17 protein-coding genes and 1 pseudogene are annotated in these 18,840 nt (G+C 41.9%); 2 read left to right on the plus strand and 16 right to left on the minus strand.

Annotation, left to right across the window (positions count from 1 at the left end; translation table 11 throughout):
• The 5 genes and pseudogenes from IM509_RS13950 to rfbF all read right to left on the minus strand — a co-directional run.
• Window positions 1-435: pseudogene (locus IM509_RS13950) on the minus strand (hypothetical protein); the annotation flags it as partial.
• Window positions 436-496: 61 nt separating this feature from the next.
• The gene (rfbH, locus tag IM509_RS13955) at window positions 497-1,840 is read right to left on the minus strand and encodes a lipopolysaccharide biosynthesis protein RfbH (protein WP_185237131.1); all 1,344 of its coding nucleotides are present in this window, start codon (window positions 1,838-1,840) and stop codon (window positions 497-499) included.
• 182 nt (window positions 1,841-2,022) lie between these two features.
• The gene (locus IM509_RS13960; protein ID WP_185237130.1) at window positions 2,023-3,033 is read right to left on the minus strand and encodes a glycosyltransferase; all 1,011 of its coding nucleotides are present in this window, start codon (window positions 3,031-3,033) and stop codon (window positions 2,023-2,025) included.
• A gap of 74 nt (window positions 3,034-3,107) precedes the next feature.
• Complete coding sequence (gene rfbG, locus IM509_RS13965; RefSeq protein WP_185237129.1) at window positions 3,108-4,253, minus strand: CDP-glucose 4,6-dehydratase; 1,146 nt, start codon at window positions 4,251-4,253, stop codon at window positions 3,108-3,110.
• Window positions 4,238-5,068: a glucose-1-phosphate cytidylyltransferase gene (gene rfbF, locus IM509_RS13970; RefSeq protein WP_052276410.1), complete on the minus strand. Its 831-nt coding sequence runs from the start codon at window positions 5,066-5,068 to the stop codon at window positions 4,238-4,240. Before rfbF ends, rfbG begins: the two co-directional genes overlap by 16 nt.
• A gap of 519 nt (window positions 5,069-5,587) precedes the next feature.
• On the opposite strand from rfbF, the gene IM509_RS13975 reads away from it, so the two are divergent.
• Entirely contained in the window at window positions 5,588-7,159 is a 1,572-nt protein-coding gene (locus tag IM509_RS13975; protein ID WP_052276411.1) for a hypothetical protein, read from the plus strand.
• 268 nt (window positions 7,160-7,427) lie between these two features.
• Here the strand turns inward: IM509_RS13975 and IM509_RS13980 are convergent, their stop codons facing one another.
• The 8 genes from IM509_RS13980 to IM509_RS14015 all read right to left on the minus strand — a co-directional run bounded on the left by IM509_RS13980 (window position 7,428) and on the right by IM509_RS14015 (window position 14,698).
• A complete protein-coding gene (locus IM509_RS13980; RefSeq protein ID WP_052276412.1) occupies window positions 7,428-7,940 on the minus strand; it encodes a PEP-CTERM sorting domain-containing protein in 513 nt (170 codons plus the stop codon).
• A 127-nt stretch (window positions 7,941-8,067) separates the two neighbouring features.
• Window positions 8,068-8,247 (minus strand): hypothetical protein, encoded by a 180-nt coding sequence (locus IM509_RS13985; RefSeq protein WP_002756784.1) that lies wholly within the window; start codon window positions 8,245-8,247, stop codon window positions 8,068-8,070.
• 293 nt (window positions 8,248-8,540) lie between these two features.
• Complete coding sequence (locus tag IM509_RS13990) at window positions 8,541-9,290, minus strand: hypothetical protein (RefSeq protein WP_260441234.1); 750 nt, start codon at window positions 9,288-9,290, stop codon at window positions 8,541-8,543.
• A gap of 83 nt (window positions 9,291-9,373) precedes the next feature.
• On the minus strand, window positions 9,374-9,697 hold the full coding sequence (locus IM509_RS13995) for an Ig-like domain-containing protein (protein ID WP_260441233.1): 324 nt from the start codon (window positions 9,695-9,697) through the stop codon (window positions 9,374-9,376).
• Window positions 9,698-9,733: 36 nt separating this feature from the next.
• A complete protein-coding gene (locus IM509_RS14000; protein WP_260441232.1) occupies window positions 9,734-11,407 on the minus strand; it encodes a DUF4127 family protein in 1,674 nt (557 codons plus the stop codon).
• Window positions 11,408-11,490: 83 nt separating this feature from the next.
• Window positions 11,491-11,913, minus strand: coding sequence for a hypothetical protein (locus IM509_RS14005; protein WP_052276414.1), 423 nt, complete (start codon window positions 11,911-11,913; stop codon window positions 11,491-11,493).
• Window positions 11,914-11,991: 78 nt separating this feature from the next.
• Window positions 11,992-13,509 carry a glycoside hydrolase family protein gene (locus tag IM509_RS14010; protein WP_052276415.1) on the minus strand — a complete coding sequence of 506 codons (1,518 nt, stop codon included), beginning with the start codon at window positions 13,507-13,509 and terminating at the stop codon, window positions 11,992-11,994.
• A gap of 79 nt (window positions 13,510-13,588) precedes the next feature.
• The gene (locus IM509_RS14015; protein WP_185237127.1) at window positions 13,589-14,698 is read right to left on the minus strand and encodes a T6SS phospholipase effector Tle1-like catalytic domain-containing protein; all 1,110 of its coding nucleotides are present in this window, start codon (window positions 14,696-14,698) and stop codon (window positions 13,589-13,591) included.
• Between the two features lie 520 nt (window positions 14,699-15,218).
• Between IM509_RS14015 and IM509_RS14020 the strand changes: the two genes are divergently transcribed.
• Window positions 15,219-15,947 (plus strand): hypothetical protein, encoded by a 729-nt coding sequence (locus tag IM509_RS14020; RefSeq protein WP_052276417.1) that lies wholly within the window; start codon window positions 15,219-15,221, stop codon window positions 15,945-15,947.
• A gap of 112 nt (window positions 15,948-16,059) precedes the next feature.
• Here IM509_RS14020 and cysK read toward each other — a convergent pair whose 3' ends face one another.
• The 3 genes from cysK to IM509_RS14035 form a co-directional block, all read right to left on the minus strand.
• Window positions 16,060-17,019 (minus strand): cysteine synthase A, encoded by a 960-nt coding sequence (gene cysK, locus IM509_RS14025; RefSeq protein WP_052276418.1) that lies wholly within the window; start codon window positions 17,017-17,019, stop codon window positions 16,060-16,062.
• An 89-nt stretch (window positions 17,020-17,108) separates the two neighbouring features.
• On the minus strand, window positions 17,109-18,344 hold the full coding sequence (locus IM509_RS14030; RefSeq protein ID WP_072927423.1) for an RNA-guided endonuclease InsQ/TnpB family protein: 1,236 nt from the start codon (window positions 18,342-18,344) through the stop codon (window positions 17,109-17,111).
• Between the two features lie 106 nt (window positions 18,345-18,450).
• A complete protein-coding gene (locus tag IM509_RS14035; protein WP_167341543.1) occupies window positions 18,451-18,597 on the minus strand; it encodes a hypothetical protein in 147 nt (48 codons plus the stop codon).
• Window positions 18,598-18,840: the final 243 nt, after the last annotated feature.

The raw sequence follows: 18,840 nt of genomic DNA on the forward strand, positions 1-18,840 counted from the left end.
ATAGACAGGTACTTGTAAGATTTGCTCGTAAAAATACCATTTTCCATAGGGATAGTGAGGGTTGATGGAATATTCACCCCCTTCGGTTTCCGAGATAAACTCTAGGACAATAGCTGGAATTTCTCCTTCAAGATGGGGAGTATAACTGCGCCGAATTTTTCCGCTAGGAATCGGTTTTACTGAGGGAATATAAACCCAGTCAGGCGCTTTGACAACTGTTTGAGTTTTAACGGTAGCACATAAGCCAAAATTAGAGGCAATTAGCATCGATTCTAGAATTAATCCTGCTAATTCTAGGGATTCGCGTAAAGCTGCTGCTAAGAGAGGTTGCAGGTTATTGTCCACAGGTTCGTCAGGTAGAATAAAATCATCGGGCAGTTTTTCCCAGGTGATTATCTTTGATTTTGTCGGTAAATCAATGGCAGATGGTGTCATGTTTATCTCTTTTTCATTAAGAAAAGCCAAGAATACTTAAAAAAAGTCGGTTTTCCCTTAATCACCCTTGGCAGAAACTTTTTAGCGTCAAGACAACATATTCTAACATTTCCTCCGTTAATCCGGGATAAATGCCTAGCCAAAAAACACTACTCATGATTTTATCGGCATTACTTAAATCCCCAATAACTCGATAATTTAAACCCTTATAAAGAGGTTGTCGCAACAAATTTCCTCCAAATAATAGCCTTGTGCCGATGCGTTTTTCCTCCAAATGCTTAACTAAATCATTGCGGCTAAAAGGCGCATTTTCCTTGACAAAAATCGGAAACCCGAACCAACTCGGTTCAGAATCGGGGCTGGCTTCAGGCAGAATTAAAACATCTTGAAGCTCCTGTAACTTTTGATGCAAAAAGTCGAAATTTTCCCGGCGCTTTTTGATAAATCCTGGCAATTTATCCAGTTGCGCTACCCCAACGGCGGCTTGCATATCGGTCATCTTTAGGTTATAACCCACATGAGAATAGGTGTACTTATGGTCATAGCCAAAGGGCAAATCTCCTAACTGCCAACCGAAGCGCTTATTACAGGTATTATCTACCCCCGGAGGACACCAACAATCTCTCCCCCAGTCACGGAATGACTCGACAATCTTTTTCAAGCGGGTATCACTGGTTAAAACCGCGCCCCCTTCTCCCATAGTCATGTGATGGGCAGGATAAAAGCTAACCGTTGCTAAATGCCCAAAGGTGCCGGTTTTTTGCCCTTTATAGAGACTTCCCACCGCATCACAGTTATCCTCGACTACCCAGAGGTCATGTTTTTCGGCAAAAGCCATCACCGCTTCTAAATTAAAGGGATTTCCCAGGGTATGAGCGATCATAATCGCTTTAGTCTTCTCTGACAAGGCCGATTCCAGTTGCTCGATGTCGAGGTCATAACCGGGTAATTTAACGTCTAAAAAGACGGGAATTAGCTGATTTTGAAAGATGGGATTAACTGTGGTCGGGAAACCGGCGGCGACGGTAATGACTTCATCCCCCGGTTTAAGTTGTTTTTCCCCCAATTTAGGGGAAGTTAAGGCACTTAAGGCCACTAAATTGGCCGAAGAGCCGGAATTGACTAATAAACAATGTTTTACCCCCATCCACTGGGCAAAACGTTCCTCAAATTCCGCCGCATATCTGCCCGTCGTTAACCAGAAATCTAGGGAAGAATCCACTAATTTGACTAATTCTTGCTCATCAAATACCTTACCCGATGCCGGAATATAGGTCTGCCCCGCCACAAAAGCCCGGGGTTGAAATTTGTGCTTATAATATTCTTGTACTGCTTGAAAGACTTGCTCTCGCAGTTCTTGTTCTTGCTCAGATGTATTAGTTGGACGATGGATAGGTTGTGTCATGATTTATGCAATAATGTTCGTTAGAAAAACCGCTCGATAAAACTATTGGCTCTTCTGGTTTCTGTGTGGAAACGGGGTCTATACTGATAGTTTCTTCAGCAAAATAGTCCTAAAAGTCTTTCCCAGTAAATATTTCACGATTCTATAAGCAAAAATTATCACACAAAGTCGAGAAGAGCCAACTAAATTGTTCTGTCTTTAAAATTGTCTAATTTCAATTTAGAACAACGTCTCCAGAAAAGAGTTTTTTTCTGACTTTCCGTTAATTTAATCCATTCATTATAGGTAGGAAACGCAAATTCCTCAAAAAATTTCATAAATCTTTCACAACCTTTTTCTACAGTAAAATCCTTAGCCCTTTCCCGGGCATTACTGACCATGTTAGCATAAAGTTCGGGACTACTCTTTAACTTACTAACTGCTGAGATAGCTTCGTCCAGAGAATTAACCAAAAGAAAGTCTAAGTCGCTTTTCTTTTCTGCTAAGATTGAGGACTCTGGAGTCATGATGGCTGGAACACCAGTTCGCCAACAATTGATTAATTTATTAGCGGGTTTGTTGATGTATGGGTTGCCATCGAAACTTCTAGCGGCAATAACCACATCTATATTACTATAGTCGTTCCACTTTTTAGGCTCAAGAATTGGCCACCACTTGCATCCTAGAGAAGATAGGGCATCACGCCATTTATCTGATTTCAGTTCTTCTGCTAATTGAGATTGATCACCAAGATAAGCCACATTTTCAACTAGACAGCCACGCTCTTTCAATCGAGGGATCAATCCGGGCTGAGGCCAAGGAAAAACAAGATAGTAAGGATTCCAAATAGAATTACGGTTTTTCTGGAAATCCACGGGATTATTAACAATATTTATATGGGCAGGTGGATAAAACTGGTAATCAGCTTTCATCGCAATTAACATAGCATTTCCTGGATATTTGTAAACACGACCAAGATATTTTTTGATCTCTAGCAAGGTTTTATCAAAACTCTGTTTATCCCCGAACACAATCCCTTCTTCAGGAATTGTGTTAATAACTTCACAATCTAAACCCGCCTTTTTAAGATAGATATAACTCGTCGCAATTTCCCCTGAAAAATGATCATGAATACCGAGGAAAGAGTCGGGATCTTGTCTATTAAATAACCGCATCTCCCTTTCATTTGTTGCGTAGAAGTAAACTTTAGTCATATTTGTTGAATTTATCCTAATGGTGAGGTACGAAGTCTCTGGTTTTGGGGAACGCCGGAATGTAGCGATAAATATTATGGAACACAAAAGCTACCTACTTTTTCACTGAAGACATCGGCCTGGTATAGCTCGATCTGTGATCGGGTTAAGTTTTGAAACCCTTGATTATTGCTAGGTGCAATTTGATTGGCTTGGTGATACCAAAGAACGGTTTCTTGAACTGTCCGCTCAAAATCCCAGACGGGTTGCCATTTTAGGGTATGGAAAGCCTTATCCGTGACTAGATTAAGCAATTTAGCCTCATGAACAGCATTCGGATCACTTTGATCGAGCCAAGTTCCCGGCCAAAGTTGTAGGATAGACTCAACTAACTCTTTAACCGGACGATTAGAAGTCAGAGACGGACCGAAATTAAACGCCCCATATAACCCCCGGCTGTCTTGCTGCCAATTAGCCGTCATCAACTGCTCATAAATCGACTCAGCTAACCGTAAATAGCCACCTAAAGGCTCTAAAACGTGCTGCCAAGGGCGAGTCGCTAGAGGGTTCCGCACCGGAATTGGTTCGGATTTCATCAAAGCTCGCATGGCATCGGGTACAATCCGATCTAGGGACCAATCTCCGCCACCGATGACATTTCCTGCCCTGGCGCTGGCAATACCGATGGGGGTTTGAGGGGTTTTAAAGAAGGAATTTCGCCAAGATGCGATCGCTAATTCCGCCCCCGCCTTACTAGAACTATAGGGATCATAACCCCCTAATGGGTCATTTTCCCGATAACCATAGACCCATTCCCGATTCTCATAGCACTTATCGCTAGTAATAAACACGGCGGCACAGGGATGAGTCAGGCTTTTCAGGGCCTCTAAAACGTGAATAGTCCCCATGACATTTGTGTTCCAGGTTGCCACCGACTCCAGATAAGAAAGTCGCACTAAGGGTTGCGCCGCTAAATGAAAGACTACATCCGGTTGCCATGAAGCGATTAAACGAGCCACTAACTCAGCCTCTCGAATATCCCCTATATGATGACTCAGGTTTTGAGCTAAGTCTAATTGCTCAAATAAAGCGGGGGTAGTATTGGGAGCTAAACTGAGGCCTTTTACCGCTGCCCCTAGATGGAGTAACCAAAAAGCCAGCCAAGACCCCTTAAAGCCAGTATGACCAGTAATAAAGACCTTTTTGCCCGACCAAAATGTTTCCTTTACCATATTTTCCATCTAGCTTGTCCAGTGTCATAAAGGTGATTGAGCATTTCCATTTCTCGATAAGTATCCATGCACTGCCAAAACCCTTCATGCTTATAGACGGCGAGTTCTCCCAAAGCAGCCAGGGTTCTGAGGGGCTGTGCTTCAAAAGTCGTCGCATCTCCCTCAATTAAATCCAAAACCTTGCGATTTAAGACAAAATAGCCCCCATTAATCCATCCTTCAGATGTTTGGGGCTTTTCTTGGAATTGAGTGACTAAATTACCCTCAATGATTAACTCGCCAAAGCGAGAAGGAGGACGAACCGCCGTCAAGGTGGCTAATTTACCATGAGAGTAATGGAAATCCAACAGATCCGCAATATTCACATCACAAACCCCATCCCCATAGGTGGCTAAAAAGATATCACTTCCAGTTTGATCTATATAAGAGGTGAGACGTTTAAGACGGCCTCCGGTCATGGTTTCCTGTCCCGTATCAACTAACCAAATACGCCAGTCTTCCTCATCATGTCCACTATCGAGTTTGGTCACTTTTTTATTGCCTAACTCTAAGAGGACATCACTGTGATTCCAATCATAGCTAAAGAAATAGTCCCGGATTATTTCCCCTTTATAACCTAGACAGAGCATAAAGTCAGTTAAGCCATAGTGGGCATAAGTTTTCATGATATGCCAAATAATCGGTCGATTTCCGATGGCAATCATCGGCTTAGGTCGAAATTCGGTTTCTTCCCGCAGTCGGGTTCCTTTGCCACCACACAAGATGGCCACGGGAATGTTAGACTTATAGTCCTTAACTGTTAAACTAACCGATTGTATTACCATTGGATTATATAGTGAAATACTTTTAGAGTGACATCATCTTATCGAGGCAGTTTAACACGGGGTTCCCGATTGTGTCCAAGATCTGTCTAAAAAAATTTTTGTTAAGCGAGTGTACCCAGTTTATTGCTAAACAGGCTCTTAAATCTTATAGCAGTTATCTTCATGGTGAGGTACGAAGTTTGGTTCTTCCGAACTTACACTGTAGAAAATTCCTCAAGTTCCCTCTCTGCCCAGCAATGCTCTAAAGTTGATAAATATCAATCTAATAAAAACTCAAAGCCTTAGTATATAAGCTTTTTAAGCATGAGTTGTTGATAGTTTTACATGACAGGTTCGGTAGAGCCCGAAGTTTTCGTTTTGGGGAGTCGGCCAGTAATGCTAAATCAGGTTATACTTCATCTTTAACGCTATAATTCTGACCGAGTAGGACTAGAAATTCGTGCTACCATGCGAAGATAAATATTCGGGTATACGGTCACGAAGCTACCAGACAATTTTAGGATAAAAATACCGACACTTATGGGGAAATCAATCAATAAAGTCCGAGTAACGGCACTGATTTTAGGGATTCTAGCGATCGCCTTTGCCTTTTTCACCAGGATTGTCAGTATCTTTGAATACGTTACCTTCGATATCGGACCGGATCCCGATCAGATTACCCTTGGTTATCTTTCGATGGATATGTGGAAGGGAAACTTTCCTCAATTGGGACCACCGGGGGGTGGTGGAAAATATGGATTCACAATCCCCCCCCTCTATACTTATTTAGCCTTTCCTCTGACAATTTTCGGTACCGCTCCCGAATTTCAAGTCCTTACCAATGGACTATTTTCTTTTCTATCGATTCCCCTCTTAATCTACTTTGTTTATCAACTTTTAGAAAATGTAGAACAAGATAAACGTCTTCTCCTGTCCAGTTTGGCAGGATTTTGGTATAGCACGATCTATGCGGACTATTTCATTAATAATTTTTCCTGGGCCCCTAGCCCAATACCCTTTTTCCTGCTCGTTTTTGCTTTACTCTATCGGTTCCAGATGGAAACGACTAAGCCGCTGCTCTATCAGGCTATAGCTTGGATATTCTTCGGGATTACCGTCGCTATATTGGTGAGTTTACACACCACCACGATGTTAATTATCCCAGTGACTTGTGTTATTGCCTGTCTATGGTTTGTTTATCGCAATCGCAAGAATACTCGTAAATGTCTTTTGCCTTTTCTATCGATTCTCTCGGCAAATCTCGCCTTATTTATGTATTGGCACAGTGAGATCGTTCGGAATTTCGCTAATACGAGGGGAATCGTGAGAGCACTCACGGAGAAGGGGGCGAGCGGTGAACCATCGAGCAATCTGTTCACTCGTCTATTTAAAGCGATTTGGGAAACGGTTTATCTGGGTAATCAAGTGTTTTTTTTGAATGACAATATATCGATTTTCAATGTCGTAGTTTCTGCTATTTTTTTCGGCATTTCTCTATACATAGTCATCAAAAAATATCGAGGCAATAAAACACTTATCGGCTTTTTGGCGATCACTTGGATAATTTTTCTCTACGCTTCCTCTAATTATCCTGATGAGCATTTTTATTCCCATCGTAAAATCTTACTCTGGTTTGCTCCTATCCTCTTGGCGATCGCTAGTCTGGCCTATCTAAACTTGACTAAGACTTTCGACAGGATCCTCGCTCTAGTTCTAGCAATTATCATCGGCTATTCTATCGCAACTAATCTCTATTTCAATCAACGTTATCTTGCCAGTAAATACGGTTCCGAAAGACTCCTATCCGTGGCCGATACAGTGGAAATTATCAATCAGATTCCCGTTGGTTCAACCCTTTGTGATCCAGCCAAGAAACGCAAAAGAAAAGAGCGCGGTCAGTACGATTATATCGATACCTTTATGACCAAAAGAGAGCTAAAGATCACCAATGCCTGCCCATCGGGTAGTTATTACATCCAGCCGAAATTTAAAATGGCTATCCAAATGAACGATTTATTTCCAATTTTTACCCTCGTCAAAACTCACCCTCTCGATCGCCCGATGACTTCCCTTCTTGAAACCCCAGAAGCCTATCTCTATAAAATCGAGTAGCAATAAGTAGGTGGGTGGAATTAAATATAAGATGAACGTAGGTTGGGTTGAAGCATGAAACCCAACGCCTGATTATGTTACGCTACCGCTAACCCATCCTACAAATAATTGTGCCTCCCTACTTACCATCGTGCTAAAATAGGGAACCTCGAAATAGACAACTTATCGCCTTCCCCCGGAACTTCATTACAGACCAAAATATATTCTTGAGTTACTTTAGCAAGAGCTTTAGACGTAGGCGTTTTTAGCGAAGGAAGTCTCAAATTAGTTATGGCCTTTTGCGGAGGACAAAACCTATTCCTCCTAAAATGATTAAACCGATAACGATAGAAGGTTCAGGAACTTTGCTAAAAGTTAGGCTACCTTGTCCCGCAATACCCAAGCGAGGAGTATAGGCAAAAGCCGCTTCACTGAGGTTAAACAATCCGCTAGTCAGGGCAAAATTAGCGATGGGAAAGAAAGCATTAGTAGAGGTGACACTATAATCGATGCCAATAAAAGTCTCATCGAAATAATTGACCACGGGAGGGGCATCGGCCGAAGCGAGATTAAAGGTATTGGAGAGTAGATTAAAACTAATATTGGTCAAGGGGATAGATTCAAAATCCACTCCTGTAATCGCCGCATTATCGAAACTAGCCGAACTGGAATAAGTTCCCGTCAGACTTCCATAAGTTATGACACCTTGAAAATTGTAGGTGATATTTGCCCCTTGCAAACTATTGACATTAACACCAAAATATGCTAGGGCTAAACCTGTGATTACAGCAACTTTATTCATGGTAATTACTCCTTAAAAAAAACTCAGGTGGGCATTGCTCATGCTCACCTTTGTAACCCCTAAATCAGGTTTTATGTCAAGCTATTTTGAAAGCCTTGCTAGAAACCAGTTTTAGGGACAAGTATAATTACTCGCTTGCATAAATGAGATGCTCCCGTTGCTCATAAGCTCGATTAGGATTTTGAGGGTCAGGGACAAGAATATTCTTCCACCAAGACGTATTCGGATAACCGGCATTTTTCAGATCATCTAAGCCAATATTGTCTGGGTGATAAGCATTAGGCGCACCATCGGCATCAATACTCATTTTTGATTGATAGAAAAAAGCGGTTTGTCCTGAAATTTGCCAAACAGAATGACCGCCAATTTCAAAGAGTTTCGTTCTTGGTTCACAGCTTATGGGAGACGCTTTAATTTCTAAAGTAATCTTTTCACTAGCAACAGAATGATTATCTTGATCAAATCCTCTCGCTTCAATTTGACGTTTGCCGTTGTCAGTAAAACGATAAGAGACTGACCAATTGCCATTAGAAACTGAGCTATTACCGAAGTGCCACTTACTTTAAACGGTCGGTCCATGGGCATTGTTAGAATACGGAACTAAAGATTCGACAGATTGAAACCACGATTTAAAGGATAAATACCCGGTGGCAACCAAAATCCTTCGGTATAGCCATTCTCCCATTGCATAAAAACATGATCGAAGAAATCGAGGTTTTCAGCATGAAGGTCTTTAATTTGCCATTTAGGCCCGTTTATTCCGGTTTCGTGTCTTCCCTGTTGATCATCCCAATAATTCTCTGGGTTGGGAAATTGAGTCCGTTTTTCTCCATCTTTGGTAATGAAATAAATGTGACCTGATTCATTCGATTTATCCTTATTTTTTCGAGGCCATCTTGCTCCTATTGCCCCACGAGGTGCTAGGTAATCTTCTTTCAAAAAGTAGAGAAATCCCAGACGACGCAGTTTTTTCTCAACGCCTGTAACTTGAACATTATCAATTAAACAGGGGTCTTGGAAAAGTGCTTTGACGGTGGCTAATCCTAACTTTTCAGCCAGATATTTCATCACACAGGAGACGGAATAAGCACAGGGTGCGTCATCAATATGGTATTGATCTTTGTTTTGTTCAACTAATTCGTTTAGTTTGTTTCGACCTTCCTCCGTTGCTTCCATAAAGGTTTCTTTGGACTGAAGAATGGGCAGGATTTCTTGTTCAAATAACCGGCACCCTTCGGCATCAGTTAACCTGTGATCTGTCGGCAGAGACTTGGTGTGTTTAAGCTTTTTGTAATCATCTAAAACCAGACCCCCATAAATAGTTTTAGTATAATCTGAGGAATCTGCCACATAAATTATAATGCTGGTTTCGGCTCTTCTGGTTTCTGTGTGGAAACGAGGTCTATACTGATGGTTTCTTCGTCAAAATAGCCCTAAAAGTCTTGCCCGATAAGCATTTCACAATTCCATAAGCAAAAATTATCACACAAAGTCGAGAAGAGCCTGGTTTCTTCTTCATGATTAGCTTGATCATAGCCAAAGGCAGTAATTTTGCGCTTCCCAGGATTCGTGAATCCTGAATAAGTAATCGACCAAGAACCGTCTGCTTTAACCTGATTATTACCTAGGGAATATTTGTCATCTGCTGTGAGTTCTACAGTGACTATTCCAGGATCGACTTTGCCTGTAAAAGTAACAGGTTTTAGACGTTCAAAGCGAGCATCATTGATGGGACTAAGAATTTGTAAGGAAGTCATGGTATTTCTCCTATGAGATTGTTGAAAAATTGACTGTTAGACGAATTGATCACCCAATGAAGGATTAAAAGCGATCGCTTCCAGATCGGTACGATAGATACCAACTTTATGAATTTCCTCTGGTAATCTTGGCCAGATGTGGACTTCACTCTCAAAAGTGCGCCAAAGTTGGGGAGTAATTCGGAAGACTCGGTTATTAACACTGGAAAGTCCTGCAAAATGTTCTTGCATTCTGACATTAACGTGCCGATTTAAGACCTCAAAGACTTTTTTGACCGTAGCAGGATTATCATATCCGTCGTAATGATTGAAAGTGATTCCTGTTTGATTTTTTAGCTGATTACAGAAGCTTTTAGGTTCTTCGGATCGTTGAACTTCTTTATAGCCATTAGCAAAAACATCATGAGCAATGGCTTCTAAATAAAGTTGTCTTTGAGCGGCGGGATTTTTAGCGTAGAAAAGAATTTTTGCCACCGCCAAAGTTGAGCCAACACAATTGCCAAATGTTCCCCAACTACCGAAGGCCAATAAATCATCATAAGGTAACACAGAAGTGGCATTCCAAGCCCCATTAAAAAGTCGGCCATCAATGATGACTAATTTAGCGCGCTGCTCGGAAGAATAGTTCTTATATTGAGCCAGAAATTGCTCGTCTAACTGGGCTTGTTCCTGGTCGTCTTTCTGATAATCATCAATACTACCATTTTGACGACGAGTTAGGATAGCGACCTCGAAATCCCAGCCAGTTTCTGATTTTTCTAACCCAACTGCTGGTAATTTTTCAGTCACAAGTTCTCCCGGTGGTCGTCTCCCGTCGTACCACATTTCAGTCTCCTTATTAGAGATGCGGACACGCACTTTAGTTTTGGGAAGGGTTTGAGCGATTCCCATTGCTACTAATTCATCTGCTCCCCAAGTAATTGGCTGTTTGATAGCCGAGAGATTATACTTATCCAGAAGATTGTATAATCTCGTTTGCATTGTTTCTCGCACATCTTTGGATGAATTTTTTTGAGAATCTCCCATCGCACAAATGACAGCTGAGATTTTTCGATTCATCGACTGTAATAGACGGATAGATTGTTCGAGTCTCCACAACTCTTTGTCGTGTCTTTCTTTTGCCCAATCTGGATAAGGAGTTGGATCCGGTTGAGGAGGACCGACACCAACAAAAGATTGGACGATGACCGCTTTTTCAAATTGAGAAATAGTGGGGAGATAATCTTCGGGATATTGTAGCAATCGTTCTGCAATAATGAACGCTGTATCCTTGACCCGAAGCAGTGTAATCAGTTGTCTGACTAAAGAATCTGTTTGTCTTCTTGGACTAAGAACGTAAACAGGACAAATTCTTTCTGAACGGTTGTCTTGTCCATTAGGGGGAATCCCCACTCCATCTCCATCTTGTTCTGTTGGTCGATGATACACCTTAAATTGAGACTGCTTAATATCTTGCAATATCTTGGCCACAGGGTCATTACTTTTAATTTCGACATGGGGCATATAAGCGAACCATTTCGTCATCTGATTAACAGGAGTTGTTAATTCTAATTCCCAGTGATTATTGTTCGCAGATTTGTAATTATTAATCTCAATTTTATCTCCTGCTGTCAAGGAAAATTTTTGAGTAAGATCAGTAATCTGACTGCTATCTAGGGTAGATTGTTTGATAACAGTATTGACTAGAGCTTTCAGTTTTTGGGTAGTCATCATTTTTGCTCCTTTTTTGCCTGATTCTGGACAGGTTACTTTAACAAAAGCAGACGGTTCACAAATAGGATATTTTCCCTTTGTCAAGTTAAGGAAGTTACAGTGAGTTGGATGCTATCTCGATTATTGCCATAGGCGATGATCACATCGTTAGCAAAGCAGTAAAGCCGTCCTGTTTTTGGGGCTATAAACTGTTTATTTGCGCCGATGAGGAACAAACTATCTTGATCTTTATCAATTGAACCAATCAGTGAAAACCAAGCTGAATTAGGCATTCGTCGTAGTCCTTCACATAGTTTCAGCAAGAAATTAGGACTTTCATAACCATCAGCATTAGAGGTAATTGTCCAGTCTGTCCATTGACCTGTTGCTTGAAAATGATATTCTTGTCCAGCGACAAGATTAATTCCTGTATCGTTCCAGATTAGTTTTGAGTCTATGTTTATAGGGAGATTTGTGTTTTGCATTACCTGTTGTAAGGCTGATGCCAGTAAAAGTTTGTACATTGTTCGTGAGTAAATCACCGAATCAAAAAAGAGTAGGGTGATCACTATGAAAGATCATTATGATCACCCTTGAGTGAGTTATTCTTGAGGTTGAGGACAAGTTCCTAGACCCCAATCCACATATAGATCATGGGGATTAGTATCTCGTAGCCAACTAACTAATTTTTTGTAGTCAGCAATATCGTAGATACCAAGGCAACCTGCCGTTCCTGGACAGGGACCATGACAATATTTTCCATTCCAATCAATATGGATTTCAATAGCACTTCGCCGTGTGGAATTCGGTCCGACATATTTGATAGGGGTAGTAACTGGACCCAGACCATTACTAAAAACAGTCGGTCCATATTTATCTTTGCCACCTGCCCAGAGAATGTCATTAATGTACCATTTGCCTTCAGGCAGCGGTTCCATGGAACCCGATACACTTTGAGGACCTGTACGGAATAGTTGTTTACTCCGTTGTCCAGAGCAAACTTTAAGATGATCTTTTACCTGTCCATTCTTGATATATTCCAAAATGAGAATATATAAACCATCACCGTCTTTCTGGTTAGTTTTAGTCAGTCGGAGATAAGTTCCTTCAGCAGGTTGAGGAGTAGGTGTGGGTGTTGTTTCTTCTCCCCACAATTTAGCCCAAGTTTTTGGTCCGACTTTCCCATCTGCTTCGGAGTGACCAAAAACGTCAGCTTGGAATTTTCTGACCGCCTCATCCGTGCCACTGCCAAAGATACCATCCAATTCTTTCTGGTAATAGCCTAAATCTTTTAAGCGTTCCTGCATTTCTCGGATGTCATAACCGGGGGCATCTTCATCACTCATGCCTTTCAGTAACAGTCCTCGATTTAATTGAGGTGGATTTTCCACTAGAGAAAGTGTCTGATTACGACCTGCGAATACAATTTGTGTAGCTTGCGGAATAGGACTCCCAGGTTCGGCAAGATGAAAATTCCGAGCATTGGGATATTGTTGCAACAGATCGATCAAATCATCTTTAAGATGGGTTTCTAGTTTAACAACCTCTACCACTTGTTGATCATTGTAGGCAACAACTACTGTATTTCCCCCATCTAAATATCCTTTCAACCAAGTTACAGAATGTTCAGGAGAGACTTCAAGCTCAATAGGAGTTCCAAAACTATCATTTTTACGGAATAAAGCTTCCTCATCTTTACGGCGATTGGTTAACCCCTCAAGCACAACTTGTACTCCGTTAACTGTTGCTTTATTCCAACGTTTAAATTCATTGGCAGCCCCCTCATAATCCTTCTCATTCAGTTTACGTCGTAAGGTACTTTCTTTAAAAGCTCCGATGCCTACGTTATAAGCAAAGGAAACTAAAGCGTCAAACTGATTTTGATGAAGATCAACATTTACTAATTCATCTACAGCTTTGGCTTTTTCCTCACATTCATTGACAAGGAAGCCTTCCGCCTGTTGATCAGTAATCTTATCCCCTTCCCGAACACGTCGTCCATCAGGATAACAAGTTGTTCCAATCCCAATTGTCCAAACGCCAGCAGGACATTTATAAGCGGTAAGCTTACAACCTTCCCACTTTTTGATCAGATCAATACAGTTCTGTGATACTTTCATGGCAAATCCTCCTAATTAGGTCAGATTATGAGTGTTTATGTAAGTAAAGTGAAGGCGACATTTTTGAGGCAGCGAAGTGCTAAACAGAGACTATTTCTTTCTTTCTCAAAGCACCAAGCTCTTGCTCAAGCATCATTTGAATTTCGGGAATAGCGGGTTTATAAGGGGGATTAACATTCAGGTCTGTCCAGCGATTTTTAACACTTTCATGCAAATTGCTAACATCCCCTTCAAATTGGCGAGGTGCTGTTCCCGCTACATTAAATGGCCATTTTGACGTATTATCAAAATACGCACTACAATTGGGATGAACTCCATGTTGAATATAACTTTTATCTAAGGCCAAACCCAAGGCTTCGACTTGTTCCATCATCCATAATAAAGCTCCATCGGATAGGCCAGATTCTTCCTGAGAACCTCCACCAACGCAACCATGACCCCCCGGAAACCAAACTTGAACCACCTGTTCTTTTTGTTGTCTGATGTGGGTAGAATGGGGACGCATTAGCGTTACATCAAAGACTTTACGAATTTCATCAATGGCAACTGCATGAAACGCCTTTTCAATTGTGGGATTGATGGTCGAATCATAAAAGTGATAACGTTCGTTGAACTTTTCATCTAAATGCAGAGAATGAACGATATCGGGGATACCTAAAGAAGCAACCGTATCCCAACAGCATAAGGCTTTAATGGGAACCCGTCGTCCATACTGATTACGGAAATCAATGGCATTTTTACCGTTAGGTGCGTTATTTGGGTCTTGTTTTTCTCGGTAAATTTCGTAGGCTTTGGGGATTTGTCGGATAAATTCCCGATACAACAAACCACAATTATAAATTAACCCGGCTAAACAGCGTACAGTGTAAGCTCCCCGACTAAACCCAAAGAGATAAATTTCATCTTCAGGTTGATAGTTTAAGCACAGAAAACGATAGGCATCCTCAATCTTATGATCCATGCCAATGCCTAAAGCACCTCCACCAATTTTAATTAAAATATCAGTCACCTCGGCATTAGTTTGTTTTGTCCCAATGCCTTCGTCATAATAGATGATTTGACGGATGGGGTTGCCCTTAGTATCATCAAGTGGCGTGATAGCCTGCACCATTTTGACAACATTGGTAGGATAACCTTGTCCTAAATCTTGCCAAGTTCCATCACAACAAACAATAAGACGGCTTTTCATAGCGATGAACCTCCTAGGTTTCTTAAAAGTCGCCAGTTTACGGAATATTTGAGGATTCTAGTGAATCATGACTCAAAATTATCGAGATTTTCCTTAAGGTAAAATTTCCGCAAGACTCAACCAAGATAAAGGAAGTTCTAACTCTGTTCGGAAGTGAAATAGATGAGTTAGATAGCTGGCGTGACTAGGTAAAATTAGATGCGGTATTTATACTTACTACTTTAGATCGTCTATCAGAATTTACTGCCCTAAGGACTGCAAATTAATACATTTCTTTAGGTTTCTGTATATAAGTTTACAGAATATTGTTGAGCTATTTATTAATAAAAAAAGTTGAGTTTGATTGCAAACCATCTTAACACCTAAGCTCGCCAAACTGAACTTTAGCCGATTCTCGATCGCAATTTTGGACCACCCTAACACTTCCCTCTTTTGCCACGAGGATTTTTACCGAGAAAAATGATCTGTCTGCCTGAGAACAGGCTATAGTGATCATCAAACCCTCAGTGAAAAACTTCCCGTGTCTTCAGTATTCCGTCTTCCTCCCTATTTTTCCCCCGCTCTGCAGCGTCGAGTCATGAGAACTCTCGCTGCAAAAAAAACCCGTCAATTCTTGACATGGGCGGCAGCTTGTGCTAGTTTTTTGATCCTCTGGGCGTGGAATTGGCAGTTAGTTCTGGCCACTTTAACCGGAGTGGGGGCAATGATTGGAGTTTACCATCTCCAGGGGCAAAACTGGCCATCGCTGTGGCTGTGGGGGCGTGCTTTTTTCAGTGCCGATAGCGGTAAGTTAACTTTAGCGGTAGTCTGTGGCGGTTTGGGCAGTTTAGCCACCTATCTCGCTGTGGCAATTTGGACCTATGCCGAAAATCGCTGGTTGGCCCTGGCCTCAATTTTGCAAGGATTTGGCACGGTTTTGACTTTAATCCTGCTAGGATGGCATTTTCTCGACCATCGCGGTCAAAATGAGTCAAAAAACTTCGATCGCTGGTTAGAAAAATTAACAGTCAATGATCCCTTAATGCGCTTAATGGCCGTCCGACGTTTAAGTGAAATGGAACTTTCCCCCAGTCGTCGAGAACAATGCCAAGAATACTTCCGTTATCTTCTCTCGCGAGAAACCGACACGCAAGTGCGATCGGCTTTATTGGATAATTTTTCTGGCAAAGAGGCAATCAAACCGCAACCTTTACAAATACCCCTACAGGTGAAAAAATCCCTCCTCAAATCAGTGAACAGTAATCAGTAATCAGTGAACAGTGAACTGAAAACTCACATCTGATAACAGATAACAGATAACTGATAACTGAATCCTACCCCACCATGAAGATGACGGCTAGAGGCTGAAGAGGATATTTTTTTTACACCAAAGTTAACTCGCGCTCCTCGATATTTTGGAACATCAGGGTACTCAGATAACGTTCCCCAAAACTAGGCTGAATCACCACAATTAATTTACCCTCATTTTCCGGTCGTTGGGCCAGTTGAATCGCGGCGCAAAGATTGGCACCGGAAGAAATCCCCGAAAGTAAACCCTCTTCTTTTGCCAGACGACGACCAAATTGAAAAGCTTCCTCATCACTGACAGTAATTACCTCATCAATCAGATCTGTGCGTAAAACTTCCGGAATAAAACCCGCACCGATACCTTGAATTTTATGGGGACCGGGATTACCCCCAGAAATCACCGGACTATTGAAAGGTTCCACCGCGACTACTTGAAAACTAGGTTTACGAGATTTAATCAATTCAGCGACTCCCGTAATCGTGCCTCCAGTACCCACACCCGCAACAATAAAATCCACCTGTCCCTCCGTATCTTGCCAAATTTCCTCAGCAGTGGTGAGACGGTGAATTTCCGGGTTAGAAGGGTTGCGAAATTGTTGCAACATATAAGCGCCGGGGATACTATCGACGATTTGCTGCGCGCGTAAAATTGCCCCTTTCATACCTTGGGAACCGGGGGTAAGTTCTAGGGTAGCACCGTAGGCTTTTAACATCGCCCGGCGCTCTAAACTCATCGTTTCCGGCATAGTTAAAATTAAGCGATAACCCTTAGCTGCCGCAGTCATCGCTAGGGCAATTCCCGTATTGCCAGAAGTGGGTTCCACTAAAACCGTGGTTTCTGGATTGATTAAACCCGCTTTTTCGGCACTATTAATCATGTGAGTGCCAATGCGGTCTTTGACGGAAGCAGCGGGATTCATCCCTTCTAATTTCATCACAATTCGGCCAAGACAGCCCTCCGCTTGGGGAATCCGATTCAATTGTACTAAAGGTGTGCGGCCAACCAATTCGGTGACATCGTGAGCGATACGCATGATATTTTCTCTGTCTGGGTGATTCGTGTGCTTAGTTATAGCGTTGACATACTCCCCCGCATGAACGACGGGGGATTCTTATTCATAGTTCAAAGAAATCCACTTGTTATCTCTGGTTTCCCTTCAATAGTAGAGGCGGTTTTCTCCCCATGCTTTCGGTCTTCCGACCCAGATTCCCAATGCCCTTGGGTACTGTTTTGCCATTCCATCCCGAGAACTTCCATTCCTCTTTTAAGAATATTTAAAGCCGCATTTGTATCACGACAGATTTTAATTCCACAGTGAGGACAAGAGTGAGTTCTAGTGCTTAGTGACTTTTTCACCCGATGACCACAATTAGAGCAATCTTGGGAAGTATAGTTGGGTGCAACCGCAACTATTGCTTTATCCCAAATTTGGCCATAGTAGTCTAGCCATTGAGTGAATTGATACCAACCTGCATCAGTAATAGACTTAGCCAAGTTATGATTCTTGACCAGATTCGACACTTTTAAAGCCTCATACACCACAACATCGTTAGATGCCACTACGTTTCGGGCTAACTTAATCGCCCAATCTTTCCGCTGGCGTTGAACTTTCAGGTGGAGTTTACCCAGTCTTTTTCTGGTTCGATGGTAGCTCTTGGATTGAGGTTTTGCCCCTTTCCTATACTTTTTACTTAATCGTTTTTGTTGACGTTTTAGCCTTTTTTCTGCTTTTCGCAAATACTTAGGATAAACTACAGCATTGTCGTTTTGGTCTTTGTAAAAATATTGCAATCCCAGGTCAAGACCGATAACATTGCCTGTATAGTTTCCCTGCTCTTTGCGGTCAGCATCAAAGCAAAATTGGGCATAATACCCGTCGGCTCGGCGTACAACACGAACACGATTAATCTTTAGTCGAAAGAGGTCTTCTCTTGTTTCCTTGTCGCAATAAAGAGAAAAAGCACCGGCATTAAAACCGTCAGTGAAAGTAATATACATACAATCCTCTGAGAGTTTCCATCCCGAAACCTTATACTCAACAGAGCGACAATGCTTTTTGAATTTTGGATAGCCTTTTTTCTTTTCTCCTTTTCGACAACGAGTATAGAAGTTAGAAATAGAAGCCCAAGCTCTTTCTGCACTGGCTTGACGAGCGGCAGAGTTTAACTTTTTGGCAAAAGAGAACTCTTGAGCAAGGACTTTGCACAGTGCATATAAATCATTTCTTCCTACCCCCGAATTATCCATCCAGTATCTAACCGCTTTGTTACGAATAAATTGGGCGGTACGGATGGCTTCATCCAGAGCTTGGTATTGCTCTTTAGTGGCGTTTAGTAGCTTGGCTTCTCTAACTATCATGTCTTGATTTTATCACAAGAGGTGGTTGATAAGCAACTATTGAGAAGAAAAAGCCGCCAGGTCGGGCGGGGAACTTTAAACCCAATTTTTCGGTAAGCTCTCAGCTTTAGCGTTTGAGAATTTCCTCACTAGCCAAGGAGGCGCTATATAGCTCACTTATAGCAAAGGCCAGCCCTAGATCGGCAAAATTTCCATTTTCCTTTGTTTCTTCACCCAGTCCGAGTTGATTCCCAGAGACAGGCAAAACTACCATGACCGATAAGATTGCTTTTTTCCCAAAGCTTATACTTGTACTAAAATAACTATGGATAGTTTACTAAAGTCAGAATTACGGTCTTGACATCCTCACCGCCGTGAACGGACGGTGATTCCCAAACCTCACGATTTAGGTTTCTGCTTCTTTCCCGAAGGATTTTTCGCACCTGCCTTAACAGATTTACTCTGTTCTGGTCTTATGGTCGCTCTACAGACTGACACCGCAAGCCCTGCGGCCAAA

The sequence above is a fragment of the Microcystis sp. M31BS1 genome (assembly GCF_020245285.1).
Lineage (GTDB): Bacteria > Cyanobacteriota > Cyanobacteriia > Cyanobacteriales > Microcystaceae > Microcystis > Microcystis panniformis.